12 protein-coding genes are annotated in these 13970 nt (G+C 64.2%); 10 read left to right on the top strand and 2 right to left on the bottom strand.

The genetic code is table 11. From position 1 onward, the window contains the following. The first annotated feature begins 94 nt into the window (after positions 1-94). Both WCY17_RS11475 and greA read left to right on the top strand, forming a co-directional pair. Positions 95-1405 carry a solute carrier family 23 protein gene (locus WCY17_RS11475; RefSeq protein WP_372702326.1) on the top strand — a complete coding sequence of 437 codons (1311 nt, stop codon included), beginning with the start codon at positions 95-97 and terminating at the stop codon, positions 1403-1405. Positions 1406-1527: 122 nt separating this feature from the next. Beyond that, the gene (gene greA, locus WCY17_RS11470) at positions 1528-2004 is read left to right on the top strand and encodes a transcription elongation factor GreA (protein WP_372702325.1); all 477 of its coding nucleotides are present in this window, start codon (positions 1528-1530) and stop codon (positions 2002-2004) included. On the opposite strand, the gene WCY17_RS11465 is transcribed toward greA, so the two are convergent. Then, a complete protein-coding gene (locus WCY17_RS11465; protein WP_372702324.1) occupies positions 1991-2521 on the bottom strand; it encodes a YhbY family RNA-binding protein in 531 nt (176 codons plus the stop codon). The two genes, greA and WCY17_RS11465, sit on opposite strands and share 14 nt — an antisense overlap. A gap of 17 nt (positions 2522-2538) precedes the next feature. Between WCY17_RS11465 and WCY17_RS11460 the strand changes: the two genes are divergently transcribed. From WCY17_RS11460 to WCY17_RS11440, 5 genes are all read left to right on the top strand, one after another. After that, positions 2539-3195 (top strand): RlmE family RNA methyltransferase, encoded by a 657-nt coding sequence (locus tag WCY17_RS11460; RefSeq protein ID WP_372702323.1) that lies wholly within the window; start codon positions 2539-2541, stop codon positions 3193-3195. Between the two features lie 121 nt (positions 3196-3316). Next, a complete protein-coding gene (gene ftsH / locus WCY17_RS11455) occupies positions 3317-5224 on the top strand; it encodes an ATP-dependent zinc metalloprotease FtsH (RefSeq protein WP_372702322.1) in 1908 nt (635 codons plus the stop codon). Positions 5225-5298: 74 nt separating this feature from the next. Further along, positions 5299-6078: a dihydropteroate synthase gene (gene folP, locus WCY17_RS11450; protein ID WP_372702344.1), complete on the top strand. Its 780-nt coding sequence runs from the start codon at positions 5299-5301 to the stop codon at positions 6076-6078. Beyond that, a complete protein-coding gene (gene glmM / locus WCY17_RS11445; RefSeq protein ID WP_372702321.1) occupies positions 6075-7424 on the top strand; it encodes a phosphoglucosamine mutase in 1350 nt (449 codons plus the stop codon). The genes folP and glmM overlap by 4 nt, the downstream gene beginning before the upstream one ends. 7 nt (positions 7425-7431) lie before the next feature. After that, positions 7432-8181: a GNAT family N-acetyltransferase gene (locus WCY17_RS11440; protein ID WP_372702320.1), complete on the top strand. Its 750-nt coding sequence runs from the start codon at positions 7432-7434 to the stop codon at positions 8179-8181. Here WCY17_RS11440 and WCY17_RS11435 read toward each other — a convergent pair. Further along, positions 8163-9677 (bottom strand): exopolyphosphatase, encoded by a 1515-nt coding sequence (locus WCY17_RS11435; protein ID WP_372702319.1) that lies wholly within the window; start codon positions 9675-9677, stop codon positions 8163-8165. The genes WCY17_RS11440 and WCY17_RS11435 overlap by 19 nt on opposite strands. 149 nt (positions 9678-9826) lie before the next feature. Between WCY17_RS11435 and ppk1 the strand changes: the two genes are divergently transcribed. The 3 genes from ppk1 (at position 9827) to pstC (ending at position 13969) form a co-directional block, all read left to right on the top strand. Beyond that, a complete protein-coding gene (ppk1, locus tag WCY17_RS11430; protein WP_372702343.1) occupies positions 9827-11818 on the top strand; it encodes a polyphosphate kinase 1 in 1992 nt (663 codons plus the stop codon). A gap of 208 nt (positions 11819-12026) precedes the next feature. Next, positions 12027-13034, top strand: a complete 1008-nt coding sequence (gene pstS, locus WCY17_RS11425; protein ID WP_372702318.1) for a phosphate ABC transporter substrate-binding protein PstS — start codon at positions 12027-12029, stop codon at positions 13032-13034. Further along, positions 13031-13969 carry a phosphate ABC transporter permease subunit PstC gene (gene pstC / locus WCY17_RS11420; protein ID WP_372702317.1) on the top strand — a complete coding sequence of 313 codons (939 nt, stop codon included), beginning with the start codon at positions 13031-13033 and terminating at the stop codon, positions 13967-13969. Before pstS ends, pstC begins: the two co-directional genes overlap by 4 nt. Position 13970: the final 1 nt, after the last annotated feature.

Below are 13970 nucleotides of genomic sequence, written 5' to 3'. Positions count from 1 at the left end.
CTACTGGCAGCCGATATACCGTACCATTCCCATGGCATCGGCCCCGCTCATTGTGGCGGGGCTTTTTGAATCGATCCCGGTGGAGCACGTCCCTATGTCACAGAACTATTTTCCCCGCTGGCGCCTGGTCTCCGGTACGGCCCGGGGGGCAGTGGTCCAGCCCGATGAGACCATGCCCTTGCCGCAAACCGTGGCCATGGGGGCCCAGCATGTCGTGGCCATGTTCGGCTCCACGATTCTCGCGCCGCTCATCATGGGCTTTGACCCCAACATGGCGATCCTCATGTCCGGCGTGGGGACGCTCGTCTTCTTTCTGTTCGTGGGTGGGCGGGTGCCCAGTTACCTGGGCTCCAGCTTCGCCTTCATCGGGGGGGTGCTGGCGGTTACGGGCTACGCCGGCAGCGGCCCCAACGTCAACATGGGCGTGGCGCTGGGGGCGATCGTGGTCTGCGGCTTCCTGTATGCGCTCATCGGGCTGCTGGTGATGTGGGTGAATGCCCGCCAGGGGGGTGCCGCCGAGTGGATCGACCGCTGGATGCCCCCCGTGGTGACGGGCGCGGTGGTGGCCGTCATCGGCCTGAACCTGGCGCCGATTGCCGCCAAGGGTGCCATGGGCGGCAGCCTGTTCGAGGCCCTCATGGCCTTGTTGACCATTCTGTGCGTCGGCGGCGTGGCGGTGTATACGCGCGGCCTGGTGCAACGGCTGCTGATTCTGGTAGGGCTGCTGGTGGCCTGTGTGCTCTATGCCGTGCTGGCCAACGTCATGGGTCTGGGCGCGCCCATCGATTTTTCGGCGATCGGCGCCGCGCCCTGGCTGGGCCTGCCCCAGGTGACCGCGCCCGTGTTCGAATGGCACGCCATAGGCGTGATTGCGCCGGTGGCCATCATCCTCGTGGCCGAGAACCTCGGCCATATCAAGGCGGTCAGTGCGATGACCGGACAGAATCTCGACCGTTATCTGGGCCGGGCCTTCCTGGGTGACGGGGTGGCGACCATGATTTCCGGCTCCTTCGGGGGCACCGGGGTCACCACGTATGCCGAGAACATCGGCGTCATGACCGTCACCCGGATCTATTCGACCCTGGTGTTCGTGGTGGCGGCGCTGGTGGCGCTCCTGCTGGGGTTCTCGCCCAAGTTCGGGGCGGTCATACAGGCCATTCCGGGGCCGGTGCTGGGTGGCATGTCCATCGTGGTCTTTGGCCTGATCGCGATTGCCGGGGCGCGCATCTGGGTTGTCAACCAGGTCGACTTCAGCGACAATCGCAACCTGATCGTGGCCGCCGTCACCTTGATCCTCGGGGCTGGCAACTTTGCGCTCGAACTGGGCGGGTTTCGCCTCGATGGCATTGGCACCGCCACCTTCGGGGCCATTTTTCTGCATGCCATATTGCGCGGCAGGGCTTGATTTTTTCAAACGGAATGCCCACAATACATCACAGCACCCCGGGTTCTGCCGGGGTTTTTCGCATGTATCCATAAAAGCAAGGCGTCCCGCGCATGGGGCGTTTTCATTTTCGAGTCCACACCATGTCTGCGATCCCCCTGACCGCTCGCGGGGCTGAGCGCCTGCAAGCCGAACTGCAACGTCTCAAGACGGTTGAACGTCCTGATGTCATCAATGCCATTGCCGAAGCGCGGGCTCAGGGTGATCTGTCCGAAAATGCCGAGTACGATGCCGCCCGCGAACGTCAGGGCTTCATCGAAGGGCGCATCAAAGAACTCGAAGGCACGCTTTCGAACGCGCAGATCATCGATCCGGCCGAACTCGATGCCGATGGCCAGGTGGTGTTTGGCGCCACCGTTGAAATCGAAGATCTGGGCTCGGGCGAACGCCTTGTGTACCAGATCGTGGGCGACATGGAAGCCGATATCCGGGCCAATCGCATATCGGTGTCCAGCCCTGTCGCACGAGCCCTGATCGGCAAGAGTGCGGGTGATGTGGTCGAAGTGCGTGCGCCGGCCGGGCTGCGCGAATACGAAATCCGTGCGGTCAGCTACGCTTAGGCCGGCTGCTGCGACGGCCGGCCCGCAATGACAGCGCGCTGCCCACCACGCGTCTGGCGCGAGGGGCTGCGGTGGTGCCGCGCACGGGCCGGCGTGCAGCACGCGCGGGTTCGCCGGGCCGCGATGCAGTGCGCCCTGAAGCACGGGGCTGCGCGCTGCTGCCGGCAGGTGCTGCCCTGAGCCGCTGGGCGTTGCGCCGGGCTGCTGGCGGCAAGGGTTCGACGGGTTCGTGTGCGGCCACGGGGCGGGGCCTGTATACGATCAGGACCTTGCCCAGATGGCCCACTGGTGCACACCCAAGGGCGTCGCAGACGTGCGCCAGCATGGTCTCGCGCAGATCTCGCTCGGCCCCCGGGATGCGGATCTTGATGAGTTCATGGGCCTGCAGGCTGCGTTCGATTTCGCCCAGCACAGAGGGTGCCAAGCCCCGGTCGCCCACCAGGACCACGGGATTCAGGGCATGGGCCTGCGCGCGCAGTGCACGGCGCTGGGCCGGTGTGATGTCCAGTCTTGTCATTCATCAATTGTAATCGCATGGCCAAGAAAAAATTCTCCAAAGCCTGGGTACAGCGCCACATTCAGGATCCATACGTCAAAATGGCGCAACAGAAGGGGTACAGGGCACGTGCGGCCTTCAAGCTGATCCAGCTGCTCGAGGGCGAGTCCCTGTTGCGTCCAGGGGCGCTTGTGGTCGATCTTGGCGCGACGCCGGGCAGTTGGTCGCAAGTGGTGCGTGAACGCCTGACGGGCGCGCAGGGCCAGATTCAGGGGCGCATTCTGGCGCTGGATCTGCTGCCCATGGAGCCGGTGGCCGGTGTCGAGTTCATCCAGGGTGATTTCCGCGACGAAGCCGTTCTGCAACAGCTCCGCGACCGGCTGGCCGGGCAGCCTGTGGATCTTGTGATTTCAGACATGGCCCCCAACTTGTCAGGTGTGGCTTCGGCCGATGCAGCGCGTATGGAGCACGTGTGTGAATTGGCGCTCGAGTTTGCCTGCCAGCACCTGCACCCACGGGGTGCGCTGATCATGAAGGCGTTTCATGGCAGCGGCTTCTCGCAGATCGTGCAGGCGTTCAAGCAGCATTTCGTGCGGGTACTCGAGCGCAAGCCAGCCGCGTCGCGCAGCGAATCGGCCGAGACCTACCTGATCGGCATCGGCCTGAAACCGGCCACCCGGCCGCATGGCGGGTAACCCTGTCAGGGGGCGGGTTGGTCGACGCCCATATCAGGTAAAATGACATCCAGATACGCCTGAAGCATTCCTGTCTGGCACCAGGGCAGGGCGCGCAGCGTAAAACCACGGAGATTTCGCATTGAACAACTCGTTTTCCAAGGTCGCAGTCTGGCTGGTGATTGCGCTTGTGCTCTTCACGGTGTTCAAGCAGTTCGATGGCCGGCCTGCAGGCAGCGGGGATGCAGTCAGCTACACCCAGTTCATGGATGATGCCCGTGCCGGGCGCATCAGCAAGGTCGACATCCAGGGCGACACGCTTTACGTCACCCCCGATGCCGGGCGTTCCTACAGCCTGACGTCGCCGGGCGACCTCTGGATGGTGCCCGAACTGGTCAAGAATGGCGTCCAGGTCTCCGGCAAGGCCCGCGAAGAGCCTTCGTTCCTGACCAGCCTGTTCATCTCATGGTTCCCCATGCTTCTGCTGATCGGCGTGTGGATCTTCTTCATGCGGCAGATGCAGGGCGGCGGCAAGGGGGGCGCATTCAGCTTTGGCAAGTCGCGGGCCCGCATGCTCGATGAAAACAACAACAATGTCACCTTCGCCGATGTGGCCGGCTGCGACGAGGCCAAGGAAGACGTCCAGGAACTGGTCGATTTCCTGCGCGACCCCACCAAGTTCCAGCGCCTGGGCGGGCGCATTCCGCGTGGCGTGCTCATGGTGGGGCCTCCGGGTACCGGCAAGACCCTGCTGGCCAAGGCCATCGCGGGCGAGGCCAAGGTGCCGTTCTTCAGCATTTCAGGGTCCGACTTCGTCGAAATGTTCGTCGGTGTCGGTGCGGCGCGCGTGCGCGACATGTTCGAGAACGCCAAGAAGCAATCCCCGTGCATCATCTTCATCGATGAAATCGACGCGGTCGGGCGCCAGCGGGGCGCAGGCCTGGGCGGTGGCAACGACGAACGCGAGCAGACCCTCAACCAGCTGCTGGTCGAAATGGACGGCTTCGAAACCGGCCAGGGGGTGCTGGTGATCGCGGCCACCAACCGGCCTGACGTACTCGATCCTGCGCTGCTGCGCCCGGGGCGCTTCGACCGGCAGGTGGTTGTTTCGTTGCCCGATATCCGCGGGCGCGAGCAGATCCTCAAAGTGCACATGCGCAAGGTGCCCATCGCACCTGATGTCGATCCCAACGTGCTGGCGCGCGGCACCCCGGGGTTCTCCGGTGCCGACCTGGCCAACCTCATCAACGAGGCCGCGCTGTTTGCCGCACGCCGCAATGGCCGTACGGTCGACATGGCCGATCTCGAAAAGGCCAAGGACAAGATCATCATGGGGGCCGAACGGCGTTCCATGATCATGCCCGAAGAAGAACGCCGCAACACGGCCTACCATGAATCAGGGCATGCCCTGGTGGCGCGCCTGCTGCCCAAGACCGACCCGGTGCACAAGGTCACCATCATTCCGCGCGGGCGGGCACTCGGGGTCACCATGCAGTTGCCGGAAACCGACCGCTACAGCATGGACAAGGAACGCCTGCTCAACATGATCGCGGTCCTGTTCGGTGGGCGTATCGCTGAAGAAGTCTTCATGCACCAAATGACCACCGGCGCCTCCAACGACTTCGAGCGGGCCACACAGATCGCACGCGACATCGTCACCCGCTACGGGATGACAGACACGCTGGGCCCGGTGGTCTATGCCGAAAACGAGGGCGAAGTCTTCCTGGGGCGCAGCGTCACCAAGACCACGCATGTCTCCGAAGCCACCATGCAGAAGGTCGATGCCGAAATCCGCAGCATCATCGATGAGCAATATCGCGTGGCCCGCGAACTCATCGAAAGCAACCAGGACAAAATGCATGCCATGGCCAAGGCCCTGCTCGAGTGGGAAACCATAGACGCCGAACAGATCAACGACATCATGGAAGGCCGCCCGCCCCGCCCGCCACAGGCGTCCGGCGGGGGCGGCACCCCGCCGCACAGTACGCCACCCGCAGCGGGCCAGGCGGGTGCCAAGAGCGATCAAGACCCGGCCACCACACCCGTCTGATCGTGTCTGGTGGCGACCTTCCGGGCACCCTGCTGTGCGGGCGTTACAGGCTATCCCTGCAGCGCCCGCTGGTCATGGGTGTGGTGAACGTCACACCCGACTCGTTTTCCGATGGCAATGCCCATTTTCAGGCTGACCAGGCCATCGCGCATGCCTGGCGCCTGTGCGAAGAAGGCGCCGATCTGCTGGATATCGGTGGCGAGTCCACCCGGCCCGGCTCGCTGGGTGTCCCGGCTGCAGAAGAACTGCGTCGTATCCTGCCGGTGCTCGAGGCGCTTCAGGGTTGTGGCCTGCCCTTGTCGGTCGATACCTGCAAGCCCGAAGTCATGCAGGTGGTGCTGCAGGCGGGGGCCGACATGATCAACGACATCAGCGGCTTCATGGCAGAAGGGGCGGTCGAGGCCGTTGTGGCCAGCTCATGCGCGGTCTGCATCATGCACATGCAGGGTCAGCCGCGCAGCATGCAGGATGCGCCAGACTATCAGGATGTGGTGCGTGAGGTGCATGATTTTCTTGCGAGCGGCGCCAGGCGTCTGCAGGGGGCCGGGGTGGCGGCCGACCGCATCGTGCTCGATCCTGGTTTTGGTTTTGGCAAGACAGTCGCGCATAATTACACTTTGCTGCACGGCTTGCGCCAGGTCATCGACCCCAGCTATCCAGTTCTGGTGGGGCTGTCGCGCAAGTCCATGATCGGCGCCGTCACCGGGCGGCCGGTGACCGAGCGCCTGGGCGGCAGCATCGCGGCCGCCTTGCTGGCGGTCGAGCGGGGTGCCGGCATCGTGCGGGTGCACGACGTGGCCGATACTGTGGATGCCCTGAAGGTCAGGGCGGCAACCCTGGGGGCCATCCCATGAGCAGGCGCAAGTATTTTGGCACCGATGGGGTGCGAGGCATTGTGGGGGGCGACTGCATCAATGCCGAGTTCGCCCTGCGGCTGGGCTATGCCGCCGGCCGGGTGCTCGCTGGCGAGGCGGCCAATGCGGTCGCTGGCCGCCCGACGGTGGTGATTGGCAAGGACACGCGTATTTCGGGCTATATGCTCGAGTCCGCACTCGAGGCGGGGCTGTCGGCGGCCGGCGTGGATGTCCTGCTGGCGGGGCCCATTCCCACGCCGGCCGTGGCTTACCTGACGCGCGCCTGGCGTCTGGCCGCCGGCATCGTGATCAGTGCGTCGCACAATCCCCATTACGACAACGGCATCAAGTTTTTCTCGGCCGCGGGCACCAAACTGCCCGATGCCACCGAAGCGGCGATCGAAGCCTGTCTCGAGCAGCCTCCCGGTTGTGCCAGTTCAGCCGGCCTCGGGCGCGTCCGGCGCATCAATGATGCAGCCGGGCGCTACATCGAATTCTGCAAGAGCACCTTTCCCAATGAGCTCGACCTCCAGGGGCTGAAGCTGGTGGTCGATGCGGCGCACGGGGCGGCGTACCACATCGCGCCCCATGTGTTTCGCGAACTCGGCGCCGAGGTGATCGCCATCGGCTGCCAGCCCGATGGCTTCAACATCAATGAAGGGGTCGGGGCCACGCATCCTGAAGCCCTGCAGCAGGCCGTGGCCGAGCAGCAGGCCGATCTGGGCATTGCGCTCGATGGGGATGCCGATCGTCTGCAGATGGTCGATGCAGGCGGGCGCCTGTTCAACGGCGATGAACTGCTGTATGCCATCGTGCGTGACCGGGCCCGTGATCACGCGGTCGCCGGGGTGGCGGGCACCCTGATGACCAACTTCGGCTTCGAGCACCGGATGCGCGAGTTGGGCATCCCCTTCGAGCGCGCCCAGGTGGGTGACCGCTATGTGCTCGAGCGTCTGCATCAGCGTGGCTGGCTGTACGGGGGCGAGAGCTCCGGGCACCTGCTGTGCCTCGACCGTCATTCCACTGGCGATGGCATCGTTGCCGCATTGCAGGTACTGGCCGCACTGCGCCATGCCGGAACCTGGCAACTGGCGGATCTGACCGCCGATCTGTCCATGTACACGCAGAAGATGGTCAATGTCCCGCTGGTCCCGGGGCTCGACTGGCAGGCGCACGATGGCTTGCAGGCTGCGATACGGGCGGTGGAACACGCCTTGTCCGATCAGGGCAGGGTCCTGGTACGGGCCTCGGGTACCGAACCCAAGTTGCGCCTGATGGTCGAAGCATCCGATCCCGTCCAGGCCGATGAAGGCGTGCGCCAGCTGCTGGCGGTTCGCCTGGTGTGACGTGATCATGAAGCAGTTCGACTGGAAAGGGCTCGAGGTCGGTGGCCTGGCCCTGAGTCTGGCGCGCACCGAGGCCGAACTGGCCGAGTTGCAGCGCCTGCGCCTGCGTATTTTTACCGAAGAACTGGGTGCCCATTTCCCGGACGCCCAGGGCGACCGGGATGTCGACCGCTTCGATCCCTGGTGCCTGCATTTCATGGTACGTGATACCCGGACAGGTCGGGTGGTCGGCACCTATCGCCTGCTCACGCCAGAATCTGCCGTAGAGGCGGGTGGCTATTATTCAGAGTCCGAGTTCAACCTGGCGCCCATGCAGGCGTTCCGGCCGCTGCTGGTCGAAGTCGGGCGCTCGTGCATCGATGCCGGGTATCGTCACGGTACGGCGATCATGTTGCTCTGGTCGGGCCTGGCGCAGATCATGATGCAAGGCGGTTATCGCTATATGCTGGGTTGTGCCAGCGTCAGCCTGCGCGATGACGGTGTGACCGCGTCCGAGGTCTGGCGCCGCGCGCGTGTGCTGTTCGAGCGCCATCCGGATGTGCCGCGCATCCAGCCGCTGCTGCCCTGGCCGCTCGAGCGCCTGAACCGGCACGAGCCGGCCCGCGTGCCGCCGCTGATCAAGGGCTACTTGCATCTGGGGGCCACCATCTGCGGGGAGCCGGCCTGGGATCGGGACTTTCATACGGCGGATTTCCCCATCCTGTTGGATCTCGAGTGGCTGGACATCCGCTACAAGCGTCATTTCGGCATGCTCTGAGCGCCGGCCTCGCGGATATCGAGGGTGATGCCCACCTTGTGCCAGATCCGGGTTTCGGCCGCCAGCTGGAAACGGGTGAGTGGCCGTTCGGCCAGCCATTGTGCATCCAGGGTCATGGACACCTGGGGGTAGACGGCCTGCAGGCTCACGGCTGGAATGTCGGTCGCATTGCGTCTGCGCAGAAACAGTACGGCCAGGCGCAGGCACAGCAGGGCCAGCCAGCGCGCTGCATCGGGCCGGTAAGTGCGTACCTTGGCCAGACGCCCCTGATGGCCGAGTGCAAGGAATGCCAGCAGTTTCTGGTCGTCGTGTGAAAACCCCGGCATGTCGGCATGTTCGAGGATATAGGCGGTATGTTTGTGATAGTCGTGCCGTGAAATCGCGAGGCCGACCTCGTGCAGGCGCGCTGCCCAGGCCAGCGCGCGGCGCAATTCGAGCCGCTGGATGGCGTCGGCATTCGCAGCCTGCTGGTCGAACAAGGCCAGCGCCAACCGGCAGACATTCCCGGCCTGCGTCTCGTCCAGCGCGTAGCGCCGGATGAACTGGCGTACGGTTTCGTCTCGTTGGTCCTGGTGCTGGTCGCGTCCGAGCAGATCCTGGAGTACGCCGGTGCGCAAGGCGCCATCGCCCGTTTGCATGCGGTCGATGCCCAATTCATGGAAGGCTGCGATCATGATGGCCAGACCGCCCGGCAGAACCGAGACGCGTTCGGGCTTCAGGCCGTCCCAGTCTTCCAGGCGTACCCGGCCCTTGCGCACCAGGCCCGCACGCAACTGTTGCATGCCCGAGGCTGTAATGCCGGTCTGGCTCAGGCCGTTGCCGCGCAGGATGGCCAGCAGGCCCTTGGCCGTACCGGACGAGCCGTAGGCGTCCTGCCAGCCGGTGTGGCGGTAACGGCTGGCGATCCCCACGATGGCCATGCGTGCCGCCAGGATGGCCTGCTGCATGCGCGCCTCGGTGATCCGGCCCTGGGGAAAGAAACGCCGTGTCAGGGTCGTGCAGCCCAATTCGAGCGAGGCCAGTTGCACGGGTGTCTTGCCCCGGCCGATGATGAATTCCGTCGATCCCCCGCCGATGTCGATGACCAGCCGGTGCCGGTTGGTGGGCGGCAAATCGTGTATGACCCCCAGGTAGATCAGGCGTGCTTCTTCGAGCCCCGAAATGATCTCGATCGGAAAGCCCAGTGCGCGTTCGGCGGCCGGCAGGATTTCGGCCGCATTGCGTGCCACGCGAAAGGTGTTGGTGGCTACGCAGCGTACATGGCTGGGCGGGAAGTCGCGCAGGCGCTCGCCAAAGCGGTGCAGGGTCGCCAATGCCTGTTCCACCGCGGCCGGCCGCAGGCGCTGGTGTTCATCCAGGCCGTCGGCCATGGCCACCAGTTCGCGCAGATGGTCTTCGGTATAGACCTGGGCGCAATTGCCCTGACGAACGACCCGGCCGATCGAAAGGCGAAAAGTGTTCGATCCGAGGTCGATCGAGGCCAGCCGCTCGCTCATGTGCATACCTGAAAGTGCCACACTGTGCGATTATAGTGGTTCACTCAGGATCCCCCAGATTATGGAGCCTTCCCGTGGGCGCAGCAGAATGGCCACCTTTGCTCAATCGCGAGCTTTCTGTCCTCAAGTTCAATGAACGCGTCCTGTCCATGGCAGAGCGCAACGATGTGCCGCCACTCGAACGTTTGCGCTATCTGTGCATCGTGGGGTCGAACCTCGATGAATTCTTCGAGATCCGCATGGCCAGCCTCAAGGAACAGCAGCGGCAGACACCCGAACTGCGCGGTGTCGACGGCCTGACGCCCGACGAGGCCTTCGACCGGGTACAACGTGCCGCCCACGTGCTGGTCGATCGGCAGAACCGGCTGCTCACGGGTGAGGTCATGCCCAGGCTGCTCGAACAGGGGGTGGGCCTGATCTACTCCACGGGCTGGGCCGATCTGCAGCGCGAATGGGCTCATGGCCTGTTCCAGCGCGACGTGATGCCGCTGCTCACGCCGATTGGCCTGGATCCGGCGCATCCCTTTCCACGTGTCTACAACAAGAGCCTCAACTTCATCATCTCGCTCACCGGCGAAGACGCATTCGGGCGCGAGGGCCATATTGCCATCGTCCAGGCGCCCCGGGCCCTGCCGCGCATGATCAAGGTGCCGGCGGAAATTGCCGGGATCCCCGACGGCTACATGCTGCTGACCACGGTCATCAATGCATTCGTGGGTGAACTCTTCCCGGGCATGGAGGTGCTGGGCTGTTACCAGTGGCGCGTGACGCGCAACAGCGACCTGTATGTGGACGAAGAAGAGATCACCAACTTGCGCCAGGCCCTGCAGGGCGAACTTTCGCAACGCAATTTCGGAGCATCGGTGCGCCTCGAGATTGCCCACGCGATGCCCCCCGAGCTCGAAGTCTTCCTGCAGCGTGAATTCAACCTGGGGCCAGCCGATACCTACCGCGTCAATGGCCCGGTGAACCTGGGGCGCCTGATGCAGCTGTGCAATCGCGTCAACTGCCCCGACCTGGAATATCCGGTGTTCCGGCCCCGGGTGCCCGAACCGTTCGATGCCGAAGTCCAGCGGCCCGAGGCCATGTTCGCCGCCATTGCTGCGCGCGACCACCTCCTGCACCATCCATACCAGTCGTTTCAGCCGGTGCTCATGTTTCTGCGCAGCGCGGCACTCGACAACCAGGTGGTGGCCATCAAGCAGACCATCTACCGTACCGGCGAGGATTCCGAACTCATGGGGTTGCTGCTGTCGGCCGCCCGGGCGGGCAAGGAAGTCACCGTGGTGGTCGAACTCATGGCGCGCTTCGACGAGCAGACCAACATCAACTGGGCGGCCCGTCTCGAAGAAGTCGGTGCGCACGTCAGCTACGGGGTGGTCGGCCACAAGACGCACGCCAAGATGGCTCTGGTGTTGCGCCGCGAAGAAGGCCGTCTGCGCCGGTATGGCCATTTGAGCACGGGCAATTATCATTCGCGCACGGCGCGCGTCTATACGGACTTTGGCCTGCTCACGGCGAATCAGCAGATCTGCGAGGACATGGACCAGATCTTTTCCTTGCTGACGGGCCTGGGCGCGCGCCGTGAGCTCAAGCTGCTGCTGCAATCGCCTTTCACCTTGCACGAGACCGTATTGCGCCTCATCCAGAGTGAAACCGAATTTGCGCGCGCGGGCAAGCGCGCCCGGATCCGCGCGAAAATGAATTCACTGCTCGAGCCCACCGTCATCCAGGCACTCTACGAGGCCAGCCAGGCGGGCGTGCGCGTGGATCTCATCGTGCGCGGTGCCTGCGCCCTGCAAGCCGGGGTGCCCGGGCTGTCCGAGCGCATCCGCGTGCGCTCCATCATCGGGCGCTTTCTCGAACATTCGCGGGTTTTCTATTTCTATCAGGATGGCGCCGAACCTCTGTACCTGTCATCGGCAGACTGGATGGACCGCAATTTCCTGCGCCGGGTCGAACTGGCCTTCCCGGTTCTGGACAAGGCCTTGCGCAGGCGCGTGATCGACGAGGCCTTCACCTTCGCCTGGCGCGACAATCAGCTCGCCTGGGCCGTGCAGGCCGATGGCCGCTACCTGCGGGTGCGCAACCGCCGCGCGCCCTTCAATCTGCACCAGCACCTGATGGCGCGCCTGGCGTGAGCGTGTCTGCATCTGATGGCGGGCCCGGCCTGAGCGCACCCGCACCGGATGACGCGCCTGGCCCGGGTGGTCATGGCCTGCACGCGGGCCCACCGGGATCGGGCGTGTGCACCGCAGCAGAAATTGTCATCAATTTGTCATGTTGATGTCCTATCATTCGAGTTTGGCCTGAACCGGTGCCCGAGGGCACCTCCTGTACGGAGTGAGCATGCGTCTGCGCTGGCTGTCGAGCATCCAGATCAGCCTGTTTCTGCTGGCCTGTCCGGTGGCGCATGCCGTCGACCTGACCGGTGCCGGGGCATCGTTCCCCTACCCCATCTATGCCCGATGGGCCGCACAGTATCACAAGGACACCGGGCATCGGGTCAATTACCAGTCGATCGGCTCCGGGGGTGGACAGCAGCAAATCATTGCCGGTACGGTCGATTTTGGCGCCACGGATGACCCCATGCCGCAGGATCAGTTGCAGAAACATGAATTGCTGCAGTTCCCGGCCGTGATTGGCGCCATCGTGCCCATCGTCAATCTGCAGGGTGTGGCACCTGGCGAGCTGCGGCTGACGGGGCCGGTTCTGGCGGATATTTTCCTGGGGCGGATCGAGCGCTGGGATGATCCGGCCATTGCTGCGCTGAACCCGGGGCTCGCGCTGCCGGCGCGCGACATCGTTGTCGTGCATCGTGCGGATGGCTCGGGCACCACCTATGTCTGGACGCATTACCTGTCCCAGGTCTCGCCGCTCTGGGCTGCGGGGGTGGGGCGGGGCAAGGCGATCAAGTGGCCCACTGGCCACGGCGGCAAGGGCAATGAGGGGGTGGCGGCCTACGTGCGCCAGATCCGCAATTCCATCGGTTATGTCGAGTTTGCGTATGCCCATCAGAATGGCCTGTCGTGGACGCAACTGGAAAACCGGGCAGGGCACTTCGTGCAGCCCTCCCAGGACACCTTTGCGGCGGCGGCGCTGGCCGCCAGCGACGACCAGACGCCGGGCATGGCGCTGATGCTGGACAATCAGCCGGGCGCGCAGGCCTGGCCCATTACCTCGGCCAGTTTCATCCTGGTGCGCAGGCACCCGAACCGGTCGGAACACAACCAGCAGGTCTTTGCATTTTTCGACTGGGCCTTCAGCCAGGGGGCCGGCATGGCGCGCAGCCTCGATTACGTGCCATTGCCCGAGCCGCTCGTCGAGCGCATCCGGGCGCTCTGGGGGGCTTCATGAAACGTGTTCACCACCAGCAGTGGGCCGATGCCGGGTTCAGGCAGCTGACACGCCTGTTTGCCTTTCTGGTTTTCGTTCTGCTGCTGGGCATACTGGGTTCACTGGTGCATGGCAGCTGGGACTCAATCACGGCTTTTGGGCCCGCGTTCCTGTGGGGGGGCGAATGGGATCCCGTGCAACAGGATTTCGGCGCACTGGTGACGGTCGCCGGTACCTTGATCAGTTCTTTTCTCGCCCTGTTGATTGCCGTGCCGGTATCCTTTGGCATCGCCTGGTTCCTGACCGAGCTGGCCCCGATGTGGATGCGGCGTCCTTTGGGCATTGCCATCGAGATGCTGGCCGCCATCCCGTCCATCATCTATGGCATGTGGGGTCTGTTCGTTTTCGTGCCGATTTTCCAGGCGCATATCCAGCCCGCCATCGTCAACCTGTTCGCCGGGGTGCCGGTGCTCGAGCACCTGTTTGCCGGGCCTCCCATGGGCATCGGGCTGTTCACGGCGGGCCTGATCCTGTCCATCATGATCGTGCCGTTCATCGCGGCGGTGATGCGTGATGTCTTCGAACAGGTGCCGGCGATGCTCAAGGAGTCGGCCTATGGGCTGGGCAGCACCACCTGGGAGGTGGTCTGGAAGGTGATGTTGCCCTACACCCGGCAGGGCGTCATCGGTGGCATCATGCTGGGTCTGGGGCGGGCGTTGGGTGAAACCATGGCGGTCACGTTCGTGATCGGCAATGCGTTCCGGTTGCCGTCCTCGATTTTTTCACCCTCCAATTCGATTGCGTCGGCATTGGCCAATGAATTCAACGAGGCGGGTGGTCTGCAGAAGTCGGCCCTGCTCGAACTGGGGCTGATCCTCTTTCTGATCACGACCGTGGTGCTGGCGTTGTCCAAGCTCATGCTGCTGCGCCTGGCGCGCAAGGAAGGGACACGCTGAC

The organism is Castellaniella sp. (assembly GCF_041677825.1).
Classification (GTDB): Bacteria; Pseudomonadota; Gammaproteobacteria; order Burkholderiales; family Burkholderiaceae_B; genus Castellaniella.
Note: the sequence above shows the minus strand (reverse complement) of the source record. Positions and strands in the feature narration are given on the sequence as shown.

What these genes read in the sequence shown, in the direction of transcription:
- pstC (WP_372702317.1), top strand. Translation starts at nt 13,031, where the DNA reads ATGAAACGTGTTCACCACCAGCAGTGGGCCGATGCCGGGTTCAGGCAG.
- WCY17_RS11460 (WP_372702323.1), top strand. Translation starts at nt 2,539, where the DNA reads ATGGCCAAGAAAAAATTCTCCAAAGCCTGGGTACAGCGCCACATTCAG.
- folP (WP_372702344.1), top strand. Translation starts at nt 5,299, where the DNA reads ATGGGTGTGGTGAACGTCACACCCGACTCGTTTTCCGATGGCAATGCC.
- glmM (WP_372702321.1), top strand. Translation starts at nt 6,075, where the DNA reads ATGAGCAGGCGCAAGTATTTTGGCACCGATGGGGTGCGAGGCATTGTG.
- WCY17_RS11475 (WP_372702326.1), top strand. Translation starts at nt 95, where the DNA reads ATGTCACAGAACTATTTTCCCCGCTGGCGCCTGGTCTCCGGTACGGCC.
- greA (WP_372702325.1), top strand. Translation starts at nt 1,528, where the DNA reads ATGTCTGCGATCCCCCTGACCGCTCGCGGGGCTGAGCGCCTGCAAGCC.
- WCY17_RS11435 (WP_372702319.1), bottom strand. Translation starts at nt 9,677, where the DNA reads ATGAGCGAGCGGCTGGCCTCGATCGACCTCGGATCGAACACTTTTCGC.
- pstS (WP_372702318.1), top strand. Translation starts at nt 12,027, where the DNA reads ATGCGTCTGCGCTGGCTGTCGAGCATCCAGATCAGCCTGTTTCTGCTG.
- WCY17_RS11465 (WP_372702324.1), bottom strand. Translation starts at nt 2,521, where the DNA reads ATGACAAGACTGGACATCACACCGGCCCAGCGCCGTGCACTGCGCGCG.
- ppk1 (WP_372702343.1), top strand. Translation starts at nt 9,827, where the DNA reads ATGGCAGAGCGCAACGATGTGCCGCCACTCGAACGTTTGCGCTATCTG.
- WCY17_RS11440 (WP_372702320.1), top strand. Translation starts at nt 7,432, where the DNA reads ATGAAGCAGTTCGACTGGAAAGGGCTCGAGGTCGGTGGCCTGGCCCTG.